The sequence below is a fragment of the Micromonospora sp. NPDC002296 genome, assembly GCF_040296145.1.
In the GTDB taxonomy this organism is placed as follows: domain Bacteria; phylum Actinomycetota; class Actinomycetes; order Mycobacteriales; family Micromonosporaceae; genus Micromonospora.
Map to the genome: position 1 here is coordinate 22,813 of NZ_JBEOWQ010000047.1, position 15,409 is coordinate 38,221.

14 protein-coding genes are annotated in these 15,409 nt (G+C 74.1%); 8 read left to right on the top strand and 6 right to left on the bottom strand.

The genetic code is table 11. The annotated features are described in order from the left end of the window. Window positions 1–576: 576 nt before the first annotated feature. The 3 genes from ABT023_RS24975 to ABT023_RS29175 form a co-directional block, all read right to left on the bottom strand. On the bottom strand, window positions 577–1,200 hold the full coding sequence (locus ABT023_RS24975; RefSeq protein ID WP_350888820.1) for a GNAT family N-acetyltransferase: 624 nt from the start codon (window positions 1,198–1,200) through the stop codon (window positions 577–579). Continuing rightward, window positions 1,197–1,541 carry a UTRA domain-containing protein gene (locus ABT023_RS24980; RefSeq protein ID WP_350888821.1) on the bottom strand — a complete coding sequence of 115 codons (345 nt, stop codon included), beginning with the start codon at window positions 1,539–1,541 and terminating at the stop codon, window positions 1,197–1,199. The genes ABT023_RS24975 and ABT023_RS24980 overlap by 4 nt, the downstream gene beginning before the upstream one ends. Before the next feature lie 280 nt (window positions 1,542–1,821). Further along, on the bottom strand, window positions 1,822–3,210 hold the full coding sequence (locus ABT023_RS29175) for an NsdA family TPR-like regulatory protein (RefSeq protein WP_502890754.1): 1,389 nt from the start codon (window positions 3,208–3,210) through the stop codon (window positions 1,822–1,824). Window positions 3,211–3,397: 187 nt separating this feature from the next. Between ABT023_RS29175 and ABT023_RS24990 the strand changes: the two genes are divergently transcribed. Continuing rightward, a complete protein-coding gene (locus tag ABT023_RS24990) occupies window positions 3,398–3,544 on the top strand; it encodes a hypothetical protein (protein ID WP_350888823.1) in 147 nt (48 codons plus the stop codon). Continuing rightward, complete coding sequence (locus tag ABT023_RS24995) at window positions 3,541–4,767, top strand: helix-turn-helix domain-containing protein (protein WP_350888824.1); 1,227 nt, start codon at window positions 3,541–3,543, stop codon at window positions 4,765–4,767. Before ABT023_RS24990 ends, ABT023_RS24995 begins: the two co-directional genes overlap by 4 nt. Window positions 4,768–4,786: 19 nt before the next feature. Here ABT023_RS24995 and ABT023_RS25000 read toward each other — a convergent pair whose 3' ends face one another. Next, window positions 4,787–5,944 carry a winged helix DNA-binding domain-containing protein gene (locus tag ABT023_RS25000; RefSeq protein ID WP_350888825.1) on the bottom strand — a complete coding sequence of 386 codons (1,158 nt, stop codon included), beginning with the start codon at window positions 5,942–5,944 and terminating at the stop codon, window positions 4,787–4,789. A 149-nt stretch (window positions 5,945–6,093) separates the two neighbouring features. Between ABT023_RS25000 and ABT023_RS25005 the strand changes: the two genes are divergently transcribed. Together ABT023_RS25005 and ABT023_RS25010 are read left to right on the top strand one after the other, a co-directional pair. Then, the gene (locus tag ABT023_RS25005; protein ID WP_350888826.1) at window positions 6,094–6,852 is read left to right on the top strand and encodes a HipA family kinase; all 759 of its coding nucleotides are present in this window, start codon (window positions 6,094–6,096) and stop codon (window positions 6,850–6,852) included. Beyond that, complete coding sequence (locus tag ABT023_RS25010) at window positions 6,849–7,217, top strand: DUF3037 domain-containing protein (protein ID WP_350888827.1); 369 nt, start codon at window positions 6,849–6,851, stop codon at window positions 7,215–7,217. Before ABT023_RS25005 ends, ABT023_RS25010 begins: the two co-directional genes overlap by 4 nt. 4 nt (window positions 7,218–7,221) lie before the next feature. Here the strand turns inward: ABT023_RS25010 and ABT023_RS25015 are convergent, their stop codons facing one another. Further along, window positions 7,222–7,710 carry a GNAT family N-acetyltransferase gene (locus ABT023_RS25015; protein WP_350888828.1) on the bottom strand — a complete coding sequence of 163 codons (489 nt, stop codon included), beginning with the start codon at window positions 7,708–7,710 and terminating at the stop codon, window positions 7,222–7,224. 109 nt (window positions 7,711–7,819) lie between these two features. Between ABT023_RS25015 and wrbA the strand changes: the two genes are divergently transcribed. Further along, complete coding sequence (gene wrbA, locus ABT023_RS25020) at window positions 7,820–8,440, top strand: NAD(P)H:quinone oxidoreductase (protein ID WP_350888829.1); 621 nt, start codon at window positions 7,820–7,822, stop codon at window positions 8,438–8,440. A 65-nt stretch (window positions 8,441–8,505) separates the two neighbouring features. On the opposite strand, the gene ABT023_RS25025 is transcribed toward wrbA, so the two are convergent. Then, a complete protein-coding gene (locus tag ABT023_RS25025) occupies window positions 8,506–10,455 on the bottom strand; it encodes a chorismate-binding protein (protein ID WP_350888830.1) in 1,950 nt (649 codons plus the stop codon). 284 nt (window positions 10,456–10,739) lie between these two features. Here ABT023_RS25025 and ABT023_RS25030 point away from each other — a divergent pair, with 284 nt between their 5' ends. From ABT023_RS25030 to ABT023_RS25040, 3 genes are all read left to right on the top strand, one after another. Beyond that, entirely contained in the window at window positions 10,740–12,152 is a 1,413-nt protein-coding gene (locus ABT023_RS25030; protein WP_350888831.1) for an FGGY family carbohydrate kinase, read from the top strand. Between the two features lie 96 nt (window positions 12,153–12,248). Next, window positions 12,249–14,867 (top strand): sensor histidine kinase, encoded by a 2,619-nt coding sequence (locus ABT023_RS25035; RefSeq protein WP_350888832.1) that lies wholly within the window; start codon window positions 12,249–12,251, stop codon window positions 14,865–14,867. After that, window positions 14,867–15,286 carry a roadblock/LC7 domain-containing protein gene (locus tag ABT023_RS25040; protein ID WP_268926370.1) on the top strand — a complete coding sequence of 140 codons (420 nt, stop codon included), beginning with the start codon at window positions 14,867–14,869 and terminating at the stop codon, window positions 15,284–15,286. Before ABT023_RS25035 ends, ABT023_RS25040 begins: the two co-directional genes overlap by 1 nt. The last annotated feature ends 123 nt before the right edge of the window (window positions 15,287–15,409 follow it).

Sequence of the window (15,409 nt, forward strand, 5' to 3'; positions counted from 1 at the left end):
CCGGTTGCGGCCCGGAGCGCGGCCCGAGACGCGTCAGCCCGGCCCGAGACGACGATCATGCACATCGCCGTCACACTCAGGGCGGGCTGAACAGAATTGGGCTTCGTTGTCGCCGGCCAGCAACGAAACCTGACAAGTGCCCCCACCCGGTCGGGGACCTACCCTTCGGCCCCTATGGAGCTGCCCCGTCCACGCTCCCACTCAACCGACCGCACAGGCGGGGCAGCTCCATAGGGACCAACGCAGGGCAGGCCGATCCGGCAGGGGCCGATGATGCCGGCAGCGCGCGCATCCCCGGGCGTTGTGTCGTGATCGCTCCACCCGCCGATCCTGACTGGCTGTCCTCGGCCGCATGAGTTGGCTTTGAGCCTCGACGCGACTGGCCGGTACGCGGTGGTGCTCTACCTCAGCAGCGGCGCGATGGCGGGGCTCAGCCAGCCTCCTACCCGCCGAGGCCAAGGAGGGCGGGCAGCGCCAGGCCATTGACATGCAGGGTCTTCTCCCACGTTCTTTCCCGCTTTCTCGGCATGGTGCCGGCGGGCGCGTTGGCGGGCAGGCCCGGTGTCGATGACGAGACTACGAGCGGGTCGAGCAGTTCGGGCCGCCGGACGCGTGTGGTGCGGCCTGGCACGGTTCCGGAGCGGGTCGTGCCGCCTCAGTCTTGAGCCGGCCGTGCAGGTAGGGCTGGGACGGCCGTTGGAAACACGTGCCGGAGACGCGGGATTCGACGGTGCGGACGTGTCGGAAGCCCTGCCTGCGGTAGTAGTCGTGCAGTCGGTGATTGGTGGTCCAGGCGTCGAGCCGCAGCCACGTCAGCCCCGCCTCGTATGCCCGGCCACCAGCCCAGTCCAGGAGTTCACCGCCGAGGTTCTCGCCGGCATGGGCGAGTGGGATCATCATCTTCGCTGCGTACAACGCATCGGCCGGGTCATCCTCGGGGTGCCACAGCGCCTCGGGGTCCCGGTCCGGTTTCCACAGGTTGTCGACGTCCACGTACGCGGTCAGGGTGATGGTGGCGATCGGATCGTCGCCGTCCCAGACCATCCACGTCTGTCCGGCGGAGATCGTCGATGCCACGGCGGAGCGGGGCAGCGGGATGGACCACTGCTCTTCGTCCCGGGCGGCGAGCCACGCCACGCGCTCGCGCCGCCAGCTCATGATGACGTCGACATCCCTCAGCCGGGCCGGCGTGATGATCATTCGGGGGCTTCCTCCGGGCGGAATCTACCGATGATGTGCACGTCTCCGTGGGTGGTGACGATCTGGTTGCGGTCGCCGGCGAACACGTTGAAGGACACCCGAACGGGGCGCTGCTCGGTGTAGCCGGTGCGGATGTGCAGCAGGATCGTCGTGCCGGGCTGCAACCCGAGCAGCCGCGTTTCCTCGGGCGTCGGCATCCGCGAGACGTACTCGTCGTAGAAGGCCGTCTGCTCGTGACCCCGTTCGGCCAGGAGCCGGGTGGTGCCCTGCGGGACGTCCTTCGGCGAGAGCAACTCGCGGACCTCCTCTGCGAGGTCCATCGGGTAGTAGCTGTCCTGCAACGAGGACGGTTGGCGGAGAGACGCGCTAGCGCCGTCAGATTGTCGTACGCGGCCGACAGTCGCGCCAGGTCGCGGCTCGACTCAAGGAACAGCTCGCCGGCCAGGGTCCCGGTGCAACCCAGCGGCGGGTCTTGGTGACCGAAAAGCGTCAATCGCTCCGTGCGGATGCCGACGAGTTGCAGGATCAGGCGGCCAAGGCGGTACAGCAGCCGATCAAGTTGTTACGTAACCCAACGGCCCCGGCGGGACACACTGAACTGGATGAGGTGCCCCCCAGTAGTCAGGTGCCGATGAGGAAGGCTGCGGCCCGTTGGTCGAGTTGCTTCGCGAATGTGGGCAGGCGGGGGCCGAAGCTGCTGAGGCATGTTCGCATGTTCTTCACGGCCAAGGTGGCTCGGCCGGACTGGACACCGGTCATCGCGTCCAAGGCGTGATTCCAGTTCTCGCTCGCCTCGCGTAGCCGTCCTCCGGTGCATTGGATGGCGGCGAGGTTGGCCAGCGTCAGGGTGTGGATACGCCGGTACGCCTCGGTGTTGCGGGTGGCGATCGAGCGGCGGAGTTGGGTTTCGGCCGTGGGGAGGTCGCCCAGGTCACGAAGGGCTTGGCCGGCTTGGCTGGCGAGAGACGTCTCGGTGAACCCGCTGGTCCGAATCCAGGTCGGCTCGTCGTCCGGTGACGCGTTCGCGAGGTGGGATTCAGCCGCGATGATCGCGGCCGAGGTTCGGGCCGTGTCGCTCGTCGCGGCGTGTCCCCGGGCGGTGAGGATGGTGAAGAGCGCAGTCGCCGCCGGGGTTGCCCTTCCCTTCGACCATTCGAGGGACGAACTGGCGAGTTGCAGCGCCTCCTGTCCGTGGCCGAGGTCAACGGCCTGGTGCGCCATCGCGCGCAACGTGAAGCCGGCGAGGGCACGGTCATCCGCCTCGTTTGCCAGTCGCAGCGACTGGAGGTAGTAGCGCTGGGCCAGCCCGTGCAGGGAGGAGTCGAATGCTTTCCAGCCGGCGAGGTAGGTTAACTCGGCCGCGACACTGAACATGGCCCGGCGATCGTGGTCGGACGTGAAGTGTCCCTGGAGGTAACCGGCCACGTCGGAGGTGAGGTATTGGACCACGGCGAGACGGGCATGACCTCCTCCGAACCGCTCGTCGGCCTTGCTGAACACGGCGAGCATGTCCCGCACTGTGTCAATCTCGCGGCGACCCACTGCGGTGCCGCCACCTCGCGCTCGCCGGCCCCGATCGGCGATGTCCTGCCAGGAGTCAAGGGGGACAGCAAGCGCAGCCAGCGAATACAGGGCGTTGAGTCCAAACGCTCGTCGCTCCAAGTCGGCTCTCCCGAGCGTTAGGAGATCAGTGGCTGGGTCGTGCTTCCACCAATCCAGGCCGTCTAGGTCAGGCTCCAGGCTACCGCCGACGACAAGCCCGAGATCGGTAGGACTGACCACCCGACCCAGCCTGCGGGAGATCGCTTCGGCCAGATAGCGGGAAGTCCTCTCGCCGGGCTTCACTCCGGCGACCCAGTGCCCCACATGGGAGCGGTCGCAAGAGGGAAGCGCGTTGCCGTTCTCGTATGCGACGGCGCGTACGGCTGCGGCGCAGGCGCTGTACGACCACTGACACTCCCCGACAAGGGCAAGCAGTTCCTCGTTGCGTTGCCTGGATGCCCGAGCCATTCACCGGCCTTCCATGTCGGATCGGCGTTCCACGCGTTCCACGCGTTCAACGAGCGCGGTGCCCGGCGCGACTACCGGACGCCGCAGTGAGTCCGTTTACTGCGAGTAGACCCTATGGCACAGAAGGTGACCAGGGCAATGGTCGCTCGGAGGCGCTCGGCAGGCGCGCCAGAAAGCGAGAGTGCGCGTGGCTTCCGTAGTTGTGTCGATCGTGTTCGGTGGCCTGGTGCCGGGGTTCCTGCTCGGGCTGCTCGCGTTCCGGGTCAAGTCCCGGTGGTGTCCGCGCTGCGGGGAGTCCACGTCGGCCATGCCGCCGGCGGAGGGGGAGCGATGACCGGGCCCGGCCGGCGCAACGGCAATGACCTGCCGATCGGGCGGCGGATGGCGGAGTTGCGGGTCCGCCGGGGAATGAACCAGCAGGTCTTCGCCGACCGGATCGGCAAGTCGAAGAGCTGGGTGGACAAGGTCGAGCGGGGCGTACGCACCCTCGACCGGCTCTCGGTGATCGAGACGGTCGCCGCAGCCCTCGGCGTCGCCCCGAAGGTCCTGCTCACCGGCAAGGCCCAACGGACACCGGCCACCGACACCGGCAGCGACGTCGAGCGGGTCCGGGCGGCGCTGGCCCGCCACGACGTACCCACCGGCGGCCAGCCGACACCGCCGTCGGTGCGGCAGCTCGACGGCCAGGCGGGATACGCGTGGACGGCGTACCGCAACGGCAACCACCCCCAGGTGCTGCGGATGCTGCCCGACCTGCTCGACGACAGCCGCCACGCCTGCCACCCCCAGACGGCGGACCCGTCCGCCGCCGACCTGCTGGTACGGGTGTACCGGCTCGCCGCCCAGGTGCTGGTCAAGCTCGGCGAGGCGAATCTGGCCTGGCTGGCCGCCGACCGGGCGATGACCGCCGCCACCGGCGACCCACGACGCGCAGGACTCGCCGCGATCTCCCTCACCCAGGCACTCCGGGCCCTACGGCGCGGCCGGCTGGCGATGACCGCCGCCCTCACCGCCGTACACCAACTCGACCGGACACCCGCCCGCGTCTTCCTGCCCGACGAACCCGCCCTGATCGGAACCCTGCTGATCGAAGCCGCCCTCGCCGCCGCAGCATGGGGAGACGACACCGCCGCCGGCGAACTCACCGAACGCGCGGCCCACTTCGCCACCGCCCACGGCGGGCACCGCCACCACGACAACGACGGCACCGGCTTCGGACCCACCGCCGTCGAACTCGCCCGTGCCCTGACCGCCATGCGCCTCGGCGACCACCACCGGGCCGTCACCACCCACCGCCGGGCCACCGGGGAGGACGCCTGGCACCTGCTTCCCGCCGAGCACCGGGCCGCCCACCTCATCGACATCACCCGCGCCCACCTCGACCTCGGCGACCCCCACACTGCCGGCCGCGCCCTGGTCACCGCCGACGGCATCGCCCCCGCCGAGACCCGCACCCGCCCCGCCGCCCGCATCGCGCTGACCGCCGTGCTCCGCGCCGGCCCCACCGCCGCCGACGTGGCCCGCCTCGCCGCCACCGTCGGACTGACCCGGCAATGAGCACACCGGACACGACGGGTCAGGCGGCGGCCCAGTCGACGGCCAGGGGCAGCCCGACGAACGCCGCGTACGCCTCCAGCGCCGCGTCGACCCGGGCCCGGGTGTCCGCGTCGAGGTCGACCAGCGGACGCACCGCGACCTTCACCTTCGTCTTGGTCAGCGTCCGCTTCCAGGTGCCGACCACCCGGCCGCCGCGCACCACCGTCGACTGGAAGACCCCGTTGGCACCGGGGATGATCGCCTGCTTGTGCGCCGCGTCGACCATCAGCGACCGGTCCTTGTAGCCCAGCAGGTATTCGTCGAAGCCGGGCAGGGTGTGCACGTCGTCGACCGGCTCCCGGGGCGCGTCGAGCAGGGCCGGATCGACCACCGACTCGACCCCGTCGACCGTCACGGTGGTCAGCGCCGTCCCGGCGGCGGCGATGCCCCGCTTCGCGTCGGCGGCGGTCAGGCCCGTCCAGCCGGCGAAGTCCTTCCGGGTGGTGGGGCCGTGGCTGCGGAAGTAGCGCAGCGCCAGGATGCCCAGCGCCTCGTCGCGGTCGGGGCGGTGCGGGTCGGGCACCCACTCGTCGAGCAGGGCGAAGGTCTGCTCGGTGCCGACGTGCGGGGCGATGCAGGTGACGCCGCGCTGGGCCGCGTACCAGATCAGGTGGTAGCCGCGCTGCGCGGTGGTGTCGAAGCCGGCCGCGTTGAGCGTGCCCAGGCACTCCGAGCGGGTCATCCGGACGCCGCCGGCCAGCGCCTCGCCGAGCACGTCGGCGGCCCGGTCGACGTCTTCCAGGCTGAGGCCGAGGCTCGCCCGCCGGGGCCCGGCGGCGTCCAGGATGCGCACCCCGGACACCTCCAGCATCCAGCGGGCGTCCCGGGCCGGCACCAGGTGCACCGTGCCGCGCATCGGCCAGGTGCGCAGCGCCTCCCGACGCTCCAGCGCCGCCCGCACGTCGGCCTGCGTCCAGCCGGGCAGCCGCAGCCCGAGCGACCACAGGCCGCTCGCCGCGTCCTGCGCCTGCATCGCGCCGAACCACTCGACCACGCCGGCCACGTCGGTGGGCCGGGCGGTGGGGTGGGGGCGCAGCAGCAGGCTGGTCGTCCGCAGCGCGAGCGCCTCCGCGCCGGTCAGCTCCGCCGACCCGGCAGGTGCCGCCGCCGTCCTTGTCCTCGCGCCGCTCGTTGCCACGTGGTCAGCCGCCTTCCGTCCCGGTCGGCGGTCAGCATAGGACCGGGCACCGACACCCCGCCGGACCCGCGCGCCCGGCCACCAGCAGGCGGTGAGCTGCGTGGCGTGCCCGCACGGTCGCCCCCGTGCCGGCCGGTTAGGGTGGGCCCGTGCTCCGTCAGGTCACCGGGATCCGGTATGTCACCCCGCTGCGCGAGGGCGGCTCGCTGCCCGGTGTGGTCGAGGCCGACGACCTCGGCACGTACGTGGCGAAGTTCCGGGGGGCGGGGCAGGGGCCGAAGGCGCTGGTCGCCGAGGTGATCTGCGCCGAGTTGGCTCGCCGGCTCGGGCTGGCGGTGCCCCGGCTGGTGGTTCTCGACATCGACCCGGTGATCGGCCGGGCCGAGCCCGACCAGGAGGTGCAGGAGCTGCTGCGCGGCAGCGACGGGCCGAACCTCGGGATGGACTTCCTGCCCGGCGCGCTCGGCTACGACCCGGTGGCGCACCCGGTCGACCCGGCGCTGGCGTCCCGGGTGCTGTGGTTCGACGCGTTCACCGAGAACGTCGACCGGAGCTGGCGCAACCCCAACCTGCTGATCTGGCACCGCGAGCTGTGGCTGATCGACCACGGAGCCTGCCTGTACTTCCACCACAACTGGCCGCGCGCCGAGGCCGCGGTGCACCGGGCGTACCGGGCCGACGACCACGTGCTCGCCCCGTACGCGGGTCGGCTCGCCGAGGCGGACGCGGACCTGACGCCCCGGGTCACCCCCGGGCTGCTGGCCGAGGTGCTGGCCCTGGTCCCCGACGCCTGGCTGGCCGGGCCGGACTTCGACTCCGCCGACGCGGCCCGCGCCGCGTACGTCGACCACCTCACCCGCCGGGTCGCGCGCACCGCCGACTGGCTGCCGCAGGGGAGCCCCGCGTGAGAGAACCCTTCGAGTACGCGGTGATCCGGCTGGTGCCCCGGATCGAGCGCGGCGAGCAGATCAACGTCGGGGTGATCCTGTACTGCCAGGGGCGGGACTTCCTCGCGGCGCGTACCCATCTGGACGCCGACCGGGTCCGGGCCCTCGCGCCGGACGTGGACCTGGCCGAGGTCGCGGCGGCGCTGGGCTCCTGGGACCGGACGTGTGCCGGGGACGGGCCGTCGGGGCGGATGAAGCGCGGGGAGCGGTTCCGCTGGCTGGCCGCGCCGCGCAGCACGATGATCCAGACCAGCCCGGTGCACACCGGGCTGACCGCCGACCCGGCGGCGGAGCTGGACCGGCTGCTGGACGCCCTGGTCCGCTGACCCGTCAGAGCCGGCGGTGCATGACGAGCAGGTCGACGTACCCCCGGCTCGGGTGCCGGAAGCCCTCGGGGATCCGGCCGACCACCGCGAAGCCGAGGGACCGCCACAGCGCGACCGCCCGCTCGTTGCCGGCCACCACCGCGTTGAACTGCATCGCCCGGTAGCCCTCGGCCCGGGCCAGGTCCAGCACGTGCACGCCCAGCGCCCGGCCCACCCCGCGCCCGGCGGCGGCCGGGGAGACCATGAAGCTCGCGTTGGCCACGTGGTCGCCGGGGCCGAGCTGGTTGGGGGCCAGCTTCGCCGTCCCCAGCACCGTCCCGGCGTCGTCGACGGCGACGACCGCGCGGGCGGGCGGGCCGGGCAGCCACAGCCGCCGGGCGGTCGCCTCGTCGACGTCCCGGGGCCAGGTGTACGTCTCACCGGCGGCCACGATCCGGCGCAGGAACGGCCAGATCTCCGGCCAGTCGGCGGCGGTGGCCTCCCTGATCGGCATGCGTCGAGCATGCCAGCGCGCGGTCCGGCGGCGGCACCGGCCCGGCGTTTGACGCCGAAGGGAACGGGTAGGCGCGGGAGCTGACCTGAATCGAGGAGAGGAACATCTGATGGACGGCCAGATCAAGGTCGCGGTGATCTACTACAGCGCGACCGGCATCACGTACCAGATGGCGGTCGCGGCTGCCGAGGCCGCCGGGGAGGCCGGTGCGGAGGTCCGCCTGCGCAAGGTGCGTGAGCTGGCGCCGGACGAGGCGATCCGCTCCAACTCAGGGTGGCAGGCGCACCGCCTGGAGACCCAGGAGGTCATGGAGGCCGAGCCCGACGACCTGTCGTGGGCCGACGTGGTGATCTTCGGCTCGCCGACCCGGTACGGCATGATCGCCGCGCAGCTCAAGCAGTTCATCGACACCACCGGCCCGCTGTGGGCGCAGGGCGCGCTGGCCGACAAGGTGTACTCCGCGTTCACCTCGACGGCGACCACGCACGGCGGGCAGGAGTCCACGCTGCTGTCGCTGCTGACGGTCTTCTACCACTGGGGCGGCGTCGTGGTCACCCCCGGCTACACCGACCCCAGCCAGTTCGTCGCCGGCAACCCGTACGGCGCCTCGCACACCAGCAACAACGGCGAGGTGGCCCCGGACGCCGTGGCGCTCGGCGCGACGGCGCTGACCGCGAAGCGGGCGGTGCGGATCGGCGCGGCGCTGAAGAAGGGCATGGCCGCCGGCTGACCCCTCTCGGCCGGCGACCGGTGGCGGTACGGGAGACCTCGTCCGGCCACCGGTCGCCAACCTCCCTACCCCCGGTCGGCGGGTCCGGGCGCGGAACCGGCCGGCGTCGGGCGCGCGCCGGCCGGCGTCCGACCCGGTGGCACCGACAGAAGGTGCCCGAGCAGGTCGGCCAGCACCGCCAGGCCGTCGCGGCTGAGCACCGACTCGGGGTGGAACTGCACGCCGGCGAAGCCGGGCCCGCGCAGCGCGTGCACCGCGTGGTCGACGGGGTCCCGGGACAGCTCCACCGGCCCGTACGCGGTGGCCACCCGGTCGGCGTCGGCGACGGGGGTGAAGGTGGAGTAGAACCCGACGCGCCGGCTGGTGCCGAACACCGTGACGTCCCGCTGCAACCCCTGGTAGGGCGCGTCCCGGCGGCGCAGCGGCAGCCCCAGCAGCCCGGCCAGGAGCTGGTGGCTCAGGCACACGGCCAGGGTGGGGGCGGCGACGGCGAGCCGTCCGGCGAGCAGGCCGCGCAGGGCGGCCATCTTCGGCTCGTCCACCGCCCGCGGGTCACCCGGGCCGGGGCCGGCCACTACCAGGTCGTACCCGTCGGTGGCGGCGCGCTGCCACGGGGTCAGCTCGACGGCCAGCCCGAGGGCGCGTAGCTGGTGGGCGAGCATGCCCGTGAAGGTGTCCTCGCCGTCCACGATCAGTGCCCGGCGGCCGGCCAGCCCGGGCAGCGCCACCGCCCCCGCGGGCCGCTGGTCCAGCCAGAACCGGGCCAGCGGGGCGTTGCGGGCGGCCAGCGCCGCCCGTACCTCCGGGTCGTCGGCGAGCCGCTCCACCGGGCCGGGGCCCGGGTCGGGGGCGTCGGGGCGCAAGCCGAGGGCGGCCAGCACCCCGGCGGCCTTCGCGTGGGTCTCGGCCACCTCGCCGGAGGGCGTGGAGTGGCGCACCAGGGTCGCCCCGACCGGCACCCGCAGCTCGCCGGCGGGGGAGATCTCGGCGGTCCGGATCAGGATCGGCGCGTCCAGGGTCTGCCGGCCGGCGTCGTCGCGGCCCAGCAGGGCCAGCACCCCGGCGTAGTAGCGCCGCCCGGTCGTCTCGTGCCGGGCGATCACCCGGCAGGCGTTCTCCATCGGGCTGCCGGTGACGGTGGGGGCGAACATCGTCTCCCGCAGCACCTCCCGCACGTCCAGGCGGCCCCGCCCGGCCAGCAGGTACTCGGTGTGCGCCAGGTGGGACATCTCCTTGAGGTACGGGCCGACGACCTGACCGCCGTGCTCGGCGACGCGGGCCATCATCTTCAGCTCCTCGTCGAGCACCATGTACAGCTCGTCGACCTCCTTCGGGTCGGTGAGGAAGCGCAGCAGCGCCGCTTGGTCCGCCGTCCCGCCGTGCCGGAAGGTGCCGCTGATCGGGTTCATCATGACCAGCCCGTCGTCGACGCTGACGTGCCGCTCCGGGCTGGCCCCGACGAGGATCCGCGTCCCGGTGTGCACCACGAACGTCCAGTACGCGCCCCGTTCGCGCAGCAGCAGCCGGCGCAGCGCGGCCAGGGCGGCGACCAGCGGGGATCCCTGCACGGTGGCCCGCAGGGCGCGGTGGATGACGAAGTTCGCCCCCTCGCCCCGGCCGATCTCCTCGGCGAGCACCCGGGCGACGATGTCGGCGTACTCGGCGTCGGCGATGTCGAACCCGGCGTCGGCGGTGGCCACCGGGGCGTCGGGCAGGGCGGCGAGCGCGTCGGCCAGGGGCAACCGGGCGTGCCCGGCGATCTCCAGGCACTCCAGCGGGGTGCCGTCGTCCACACAGTCGAACCCGCGCTCGGTGACCTGCCGGTAGGGCACCAGCGCCAGGGTGCGGGGGCCGGGCGGCCCGTCGGGCAGCGGGACGTCCGCGAGCCGGTCGACGGGGCGTACCGTGCCGGTGAAGAGCTCCAGATGGTCGGCGCCCTCGCGGCGCACGAGCGCGAAGGGGCCGGGGTCGACGCCGCGGGCGACGGCGGCGAGCAGGTCGTGCGGGCTGGTCATCGGGGTTTCTCCTGGTGGCCGGGCGTCGCCGTCGGGGGCGGCCCTGGGCCGGGGGGAGAGAACCGGCGACCGCCTTGTCGGGCGGCCGCGTGGGAAGCTACGCGCGGGGGTGGGCCGCCGGGTCGGCGGGCCACCAGCAGGTCAGGTGCGCGGGCATGCGATCACCCTACGCGCGCCGCCGGGCGCCCGGAACCCGATCCCGGGGTACGGGACCGGACGGCGGCCACCTGCGGCGACGCGGACCGCCGGGCCGCCGGGCCGGCCGCCGGGTACGGTGATCGACGATGGACATCCTCGCCCTCGACCTGGGCACCTCCTCGGTGCGGGGTCTCGTGCTGGACACCGGCGCGACCCCGCGGCCCGGCGCCCTCGCCCGCCGCAAGGTGCGCCTCACCGTCGACGACGACGGCACCGGCACCCTGGACGGCCCCACCTACCTGGCCTGCCTCGCCGAGTGCCTGGACGAGCTGGCCGCCGGCGGTCACCTGCGCGACGTCGGGCTGGTCGCCGTCTCCGCCCAGTGGCACTCGGTGCTGCCGGTGGACCGGGCCGGCGAGCCGCTCGGCCCGGTGCTCACCTGGCTGGACACCCGCCCGGCGCCCCCGGCCGGCGCGACCGGCCCGGCCGACGAGGCCGCCTACCACCGGCGCACCGGCACCTGGTGGCACCGCTGCTACTGGTCGGTCCGGCTGCCCTGGCTGCGGGAGCGCACCTCGACCCCGCCGGCCCGCTTCCTCGGCCTGGCCGAGTTCGTGCTCGGCGCCCTGCTCGACGCGGCCCCGATGTCGGTGTCCGAGGCCTCCGGCACCGGGCTGCTCGACCTGGGCACGCTGACCTGGGACGCCGAGGCGTGCGAGCTGGCCGGCGCGGGCCCGGGTGAGCTGCCCGAGCTGGCCCCCGACGGCTGGCGGGGCCGGCTGCGGCGGGAGCACGCCCGCCGCTGGCCGCAGCTCGCCGACGCGGCCTGGGCCGCGCCGGTGGGGGACGGGGCCGCCTCGAACGTCGGCTCCGGCGCGGTCGGCCCGGGCCGGGCGGCGGTGACCGTCGGCACGTCCGCGGCCGTGCGGCTGGTCCAGGCCGTGCCGGCCGGCGCGGAGCTGCCGCCGCTGCCCGCCGGGCTGTGGCGGTACCGGGTCGACCACGGCCACGTGGTCACCGGGGCGGCGTACTCCAGCGGTGGCAACCTGTTCGCCTGGGCCGGGCGGGAGCTGCGGCTGCCCGAGGGCGCCGAGCTGGACGCCGCGCTGGCCCGGATCGCCCCGGGCGGCGGGGCGTCGGCCAACCCGCGTTTCGGCGGCGACCGGCCGCCCGGACACGCCCCGGCCGGTGCCGGCGAGCTGCGCGGGCTGAGCCTCGGCACCGGCGCGGTCGACATCCTCGCCGGACTGATGTCCGGGATCTGCCGGCTGGTCGCCACCGACCTGGCCGAGCTGGAGTCCACCGTGGACGGGCCGGTCGAGGTGGTGCTGGGCGGCGGCGCGCTGGCCGCGTCCGAGTGGTGGCGGGAGTCGTTCGCGGCCGTCCTGGCACCTCGCCGGGTGCGCTACCGGCCCGACCCGGAGATCGGCGCGACCGGCGCGGCCCGGGTGGCGCTGGGCCGGCTGGACGAGCCGGTGGCGCTCTGCGACATCGGCCGGACGGATGAGGTGCCCTCACCGACCCCGTCAGGTCCGCGCAGCCCTCGGTATCCTTCCTGAGCTTCTGCTCAAGTGATCCCGTTGACAGCACCGGCTTGCCTGGTTGGATGGACCCCGCTCCCCGATGCGGCGGACGCGAGGGCCTAGGAGGCATGTGTGGGCGTAGGTCCCGACCCCGCCGGGAGTGGGGTGTCCAACCACAGCCGGCGTCGGTTCGACGTCCGCGTCGTGCCGCACCGCCGCCGCTCGCCTTTTCGGCTGCGGGACTGGCGGATGGGGACCAAGCTCGTCACGGTGCTCGTCATTCCCTCGGTGGCGTTCCTGGTGCTGGCCGGCGTGCAGACCCGGGGGCTGGTCGGGCAGACCACCACGCTGAGCGACTTCGCCCGGCAGGTCGGCATCGGCCGGGAGATCACCGCCGTGGTGCACCAGCTCCAACAGGAACGCGACCGCACCGCCGGTGAGCTGGCCGAGCTGCGCCGGGTCGGCGGCCGGGCCGACCGGGACGCCGCGATCGCCGCGCTGCGGCCGTTGCATGCCGCCAGCGACGCCGCCGTGCGGGAGCTGCGACGGGCGGCCGGCCCGTTGGCCGACGCCGACGCCGCCTGGCAGATCGCCTACTCGCAGGCGCTGGAGGCGTACGACCAGGTGATCTACATCCGGGCGGCCGTGCCCCCGGCGGTGCTGGGCGGCGACGCCGTCCTCGGCAACTACCACCGGGCGGTCGACGCGCTGCTGACCCTGCTCGCCCAGCCCTCGCCGGGCGAGGGCCAGCGGGCGCTCAACGACAGCGTGCTGCGCTACGTCCAGCTCGCCCGGGTCAAGGAGCTGTCCTCCCGGGCCCGAGCCGAGCTCTACGCCGCCGCCCGCGCCGGCCGGTACGGAGTGGCGGAGCAGGTCAAGCTGACCGACCTGCGGGCCCAGCAGCTCACCGCCCTCGGCGCGTTCCGGGTGTCCGCCACCGCCGACCAGATCCGCCGGTACGACGCGGCCTCGACGGAGCCGGCCCTCGCCGCCGCCACGAAGCTGGAGGAGCAGAGCCTGCCCAGTGGCGGGGCTGCGCCGCGGGCGCCGAACGCGCCGCAGTGGTGGGTGGCCAGCGAGCAGCGCCAGGATCGGCTGCGACAGTTGGAGGTCGGCGTCCTCGGCGATGCGGTGACCCGGGCCGATGACGCCAGATCCGAGCAGTTGCGGACCACCCTGCTGGTGGTCGGCGGGATCGGCACGGTGCTGCTGGTCGCCCTGCTGATCTCGGTGGTGGTCGGGCGGTCCGTCGCCCGCTCGATGCGGTTGCTTCGTGGCCAGGCGCTGCGGATCGCCCAGATCGACCTGCCCGAGGCCCTCGACCAGCTGCGGCAGGTCAACAGCGGGGTGTCCGACATCGAGGTGCCGCCGGCGGTGGTCCGCTCGCTGGACGAGATCGGCGAGCTGGCCGAGGCGTTCGTCGCGGTGCACCGCAGCGCGGTCAGCGTCGCGGTGGAGCAGGCGACCATGCGTCGCAACGTCAACCTGATGTTCGTCAACCTGGCCCGGCGCAGCCAGGTGCTGGTGGAGCGGCAGCTCGAACTCCTCGACGGCCTGGAACGCGACGAGAGCGACCCGGACCAGCTGGAGAACCTGTTCCGGCTCGACCACCTCGCCGCCCGGCTGCGGCGCAACGACGAGAGCCTGCTGGTGCTCGCCGGCAGCGAGTCGACCCGGCGGTGGAACCGCCCGGTGAGTCTCGCCGCCGTGCTGCTGGCCGCGAGCGCCGAGATCGAGCACTACCAGCGGGTACACCGCGAGCAGGTGACCGACCTGCACGTCGTCGGGCACGTCATCGGCGACCTGGTGCACCTGTTCGCCGAGCTGCTGGAGAACGCCACCGCGTTCTCTCGGCCGGACACCGTCGTGTTCGTCGCCGCCCGGTTCGAGGGCTCCGGGGCCCTGGTGGAGCTGACCGACCGAGGGCTGGGGATGAGCCCGGCCGCGCTGGCCGAGGCGAACGAGGTGCTGGCGTCCCCGCCGGCAGCCGACGTCGCGGCGTCCGAGCGGATGGGCCTGTTCGTGGTGAGCCACCTGGCCGCCCGGCACGCGGTGCAGGTGCGCCTGCACCCCCGCGAGGACGGCCTGGTGGCCCTGGTTCGGATTCCGGCCGCCCTGCTCACCGACGCCCCGCCGGTCCAGCTCGACCCGCCGCCCTCGCGGCGGATGCTGACCACCGCGCTGACCCCGACGGCGGGCCCGGGTGGGGCCGTTGCCGCGCGCAACGGCGTTCCGGGGGCCGCGCGGGCCGGCTTCGCCGTTGCCGCCGGGTCCGCGCAGCCGGGCGGGGCCGCGCGCCGGGCCGGCGACGGCGGCCCGGGCGGGCCGCCGGTGGCCGGTCGCCCGCCGCGACGCGTGACCGTGTCGCGGCAGTCGCGGCCGGTGCCGGTGCGGGCGGACGACGTGCTCGCCCCGGCCGCCGGGACGCCCGCGGACGGCGGGGGCGGCTGGTGGTCGCGGGAGGGCCCGGCCCCGGGCTCCGCCCCGGCGGCCCCGGTGCCCCCGGCGGTCCCGGTCACCGGGGGCACCAACGAGCGCGGCCTGCCGGTGCGGGTGCCGATGGCGCAGCTGTCCGCCGTGACGCGCCCCGCCCGGCCACAGGAACCGACTGCACGGCACGACCCGGACCCGGAAGCCGTCGGCGGAATGCTGTCCCGGCTTTACAGCGGGGTGCGGCGGGCCGAGGCTGAGGAGACCACCGAGATCATCCTGCCGCCGGCCGGCGGGAGCACCGAAGGGGGACAACAGTGATGACGTTGAGCCAGGAGGCCCGGGACCTGAGCTGGCTGGTGAGCGGGTTCGCGCAGCGGGTGCCCGGTGTGGCGCACGCGATCGTGGTCTCGTCCGACGGGCTGCTGGTGGCGATCTCCGACCACCTGCCCCGCGACAACGCCGACAAGCTCGCCGCGGTCACCTCGGGCCTGATGAGCATCGCCGCCGGGGCGGCGCAGATGTTCGACGACGACATCGTCAAGCAGACGGTGGTGGAGATGGGCCGCGGGTACTTCCTGGTGATGCAGGTCCGCGACGGCTCGATCCTGGCCACCCTGGCGGCCGGGGACGCCGACATCGGCGTGGTCGGCTACGAGATGGCCCGGCTGGCCAAGCAGACCGGCGAGATGCTCACCCCGGCGCTGCGGGCCGAACTCCAGCAGGCGCTGCCCCGCTGACCCCGTCGTCCCGGCCCCGCCCGGCGGGGGCGGGGCGTCCGCCCCCCCCCCGCACCCGGGGGGGGGCGGGCCGGGCCCCCCCCCCCCGCCGGCACCCCCGCCGGGGACAGGCCCGTGGGCCCG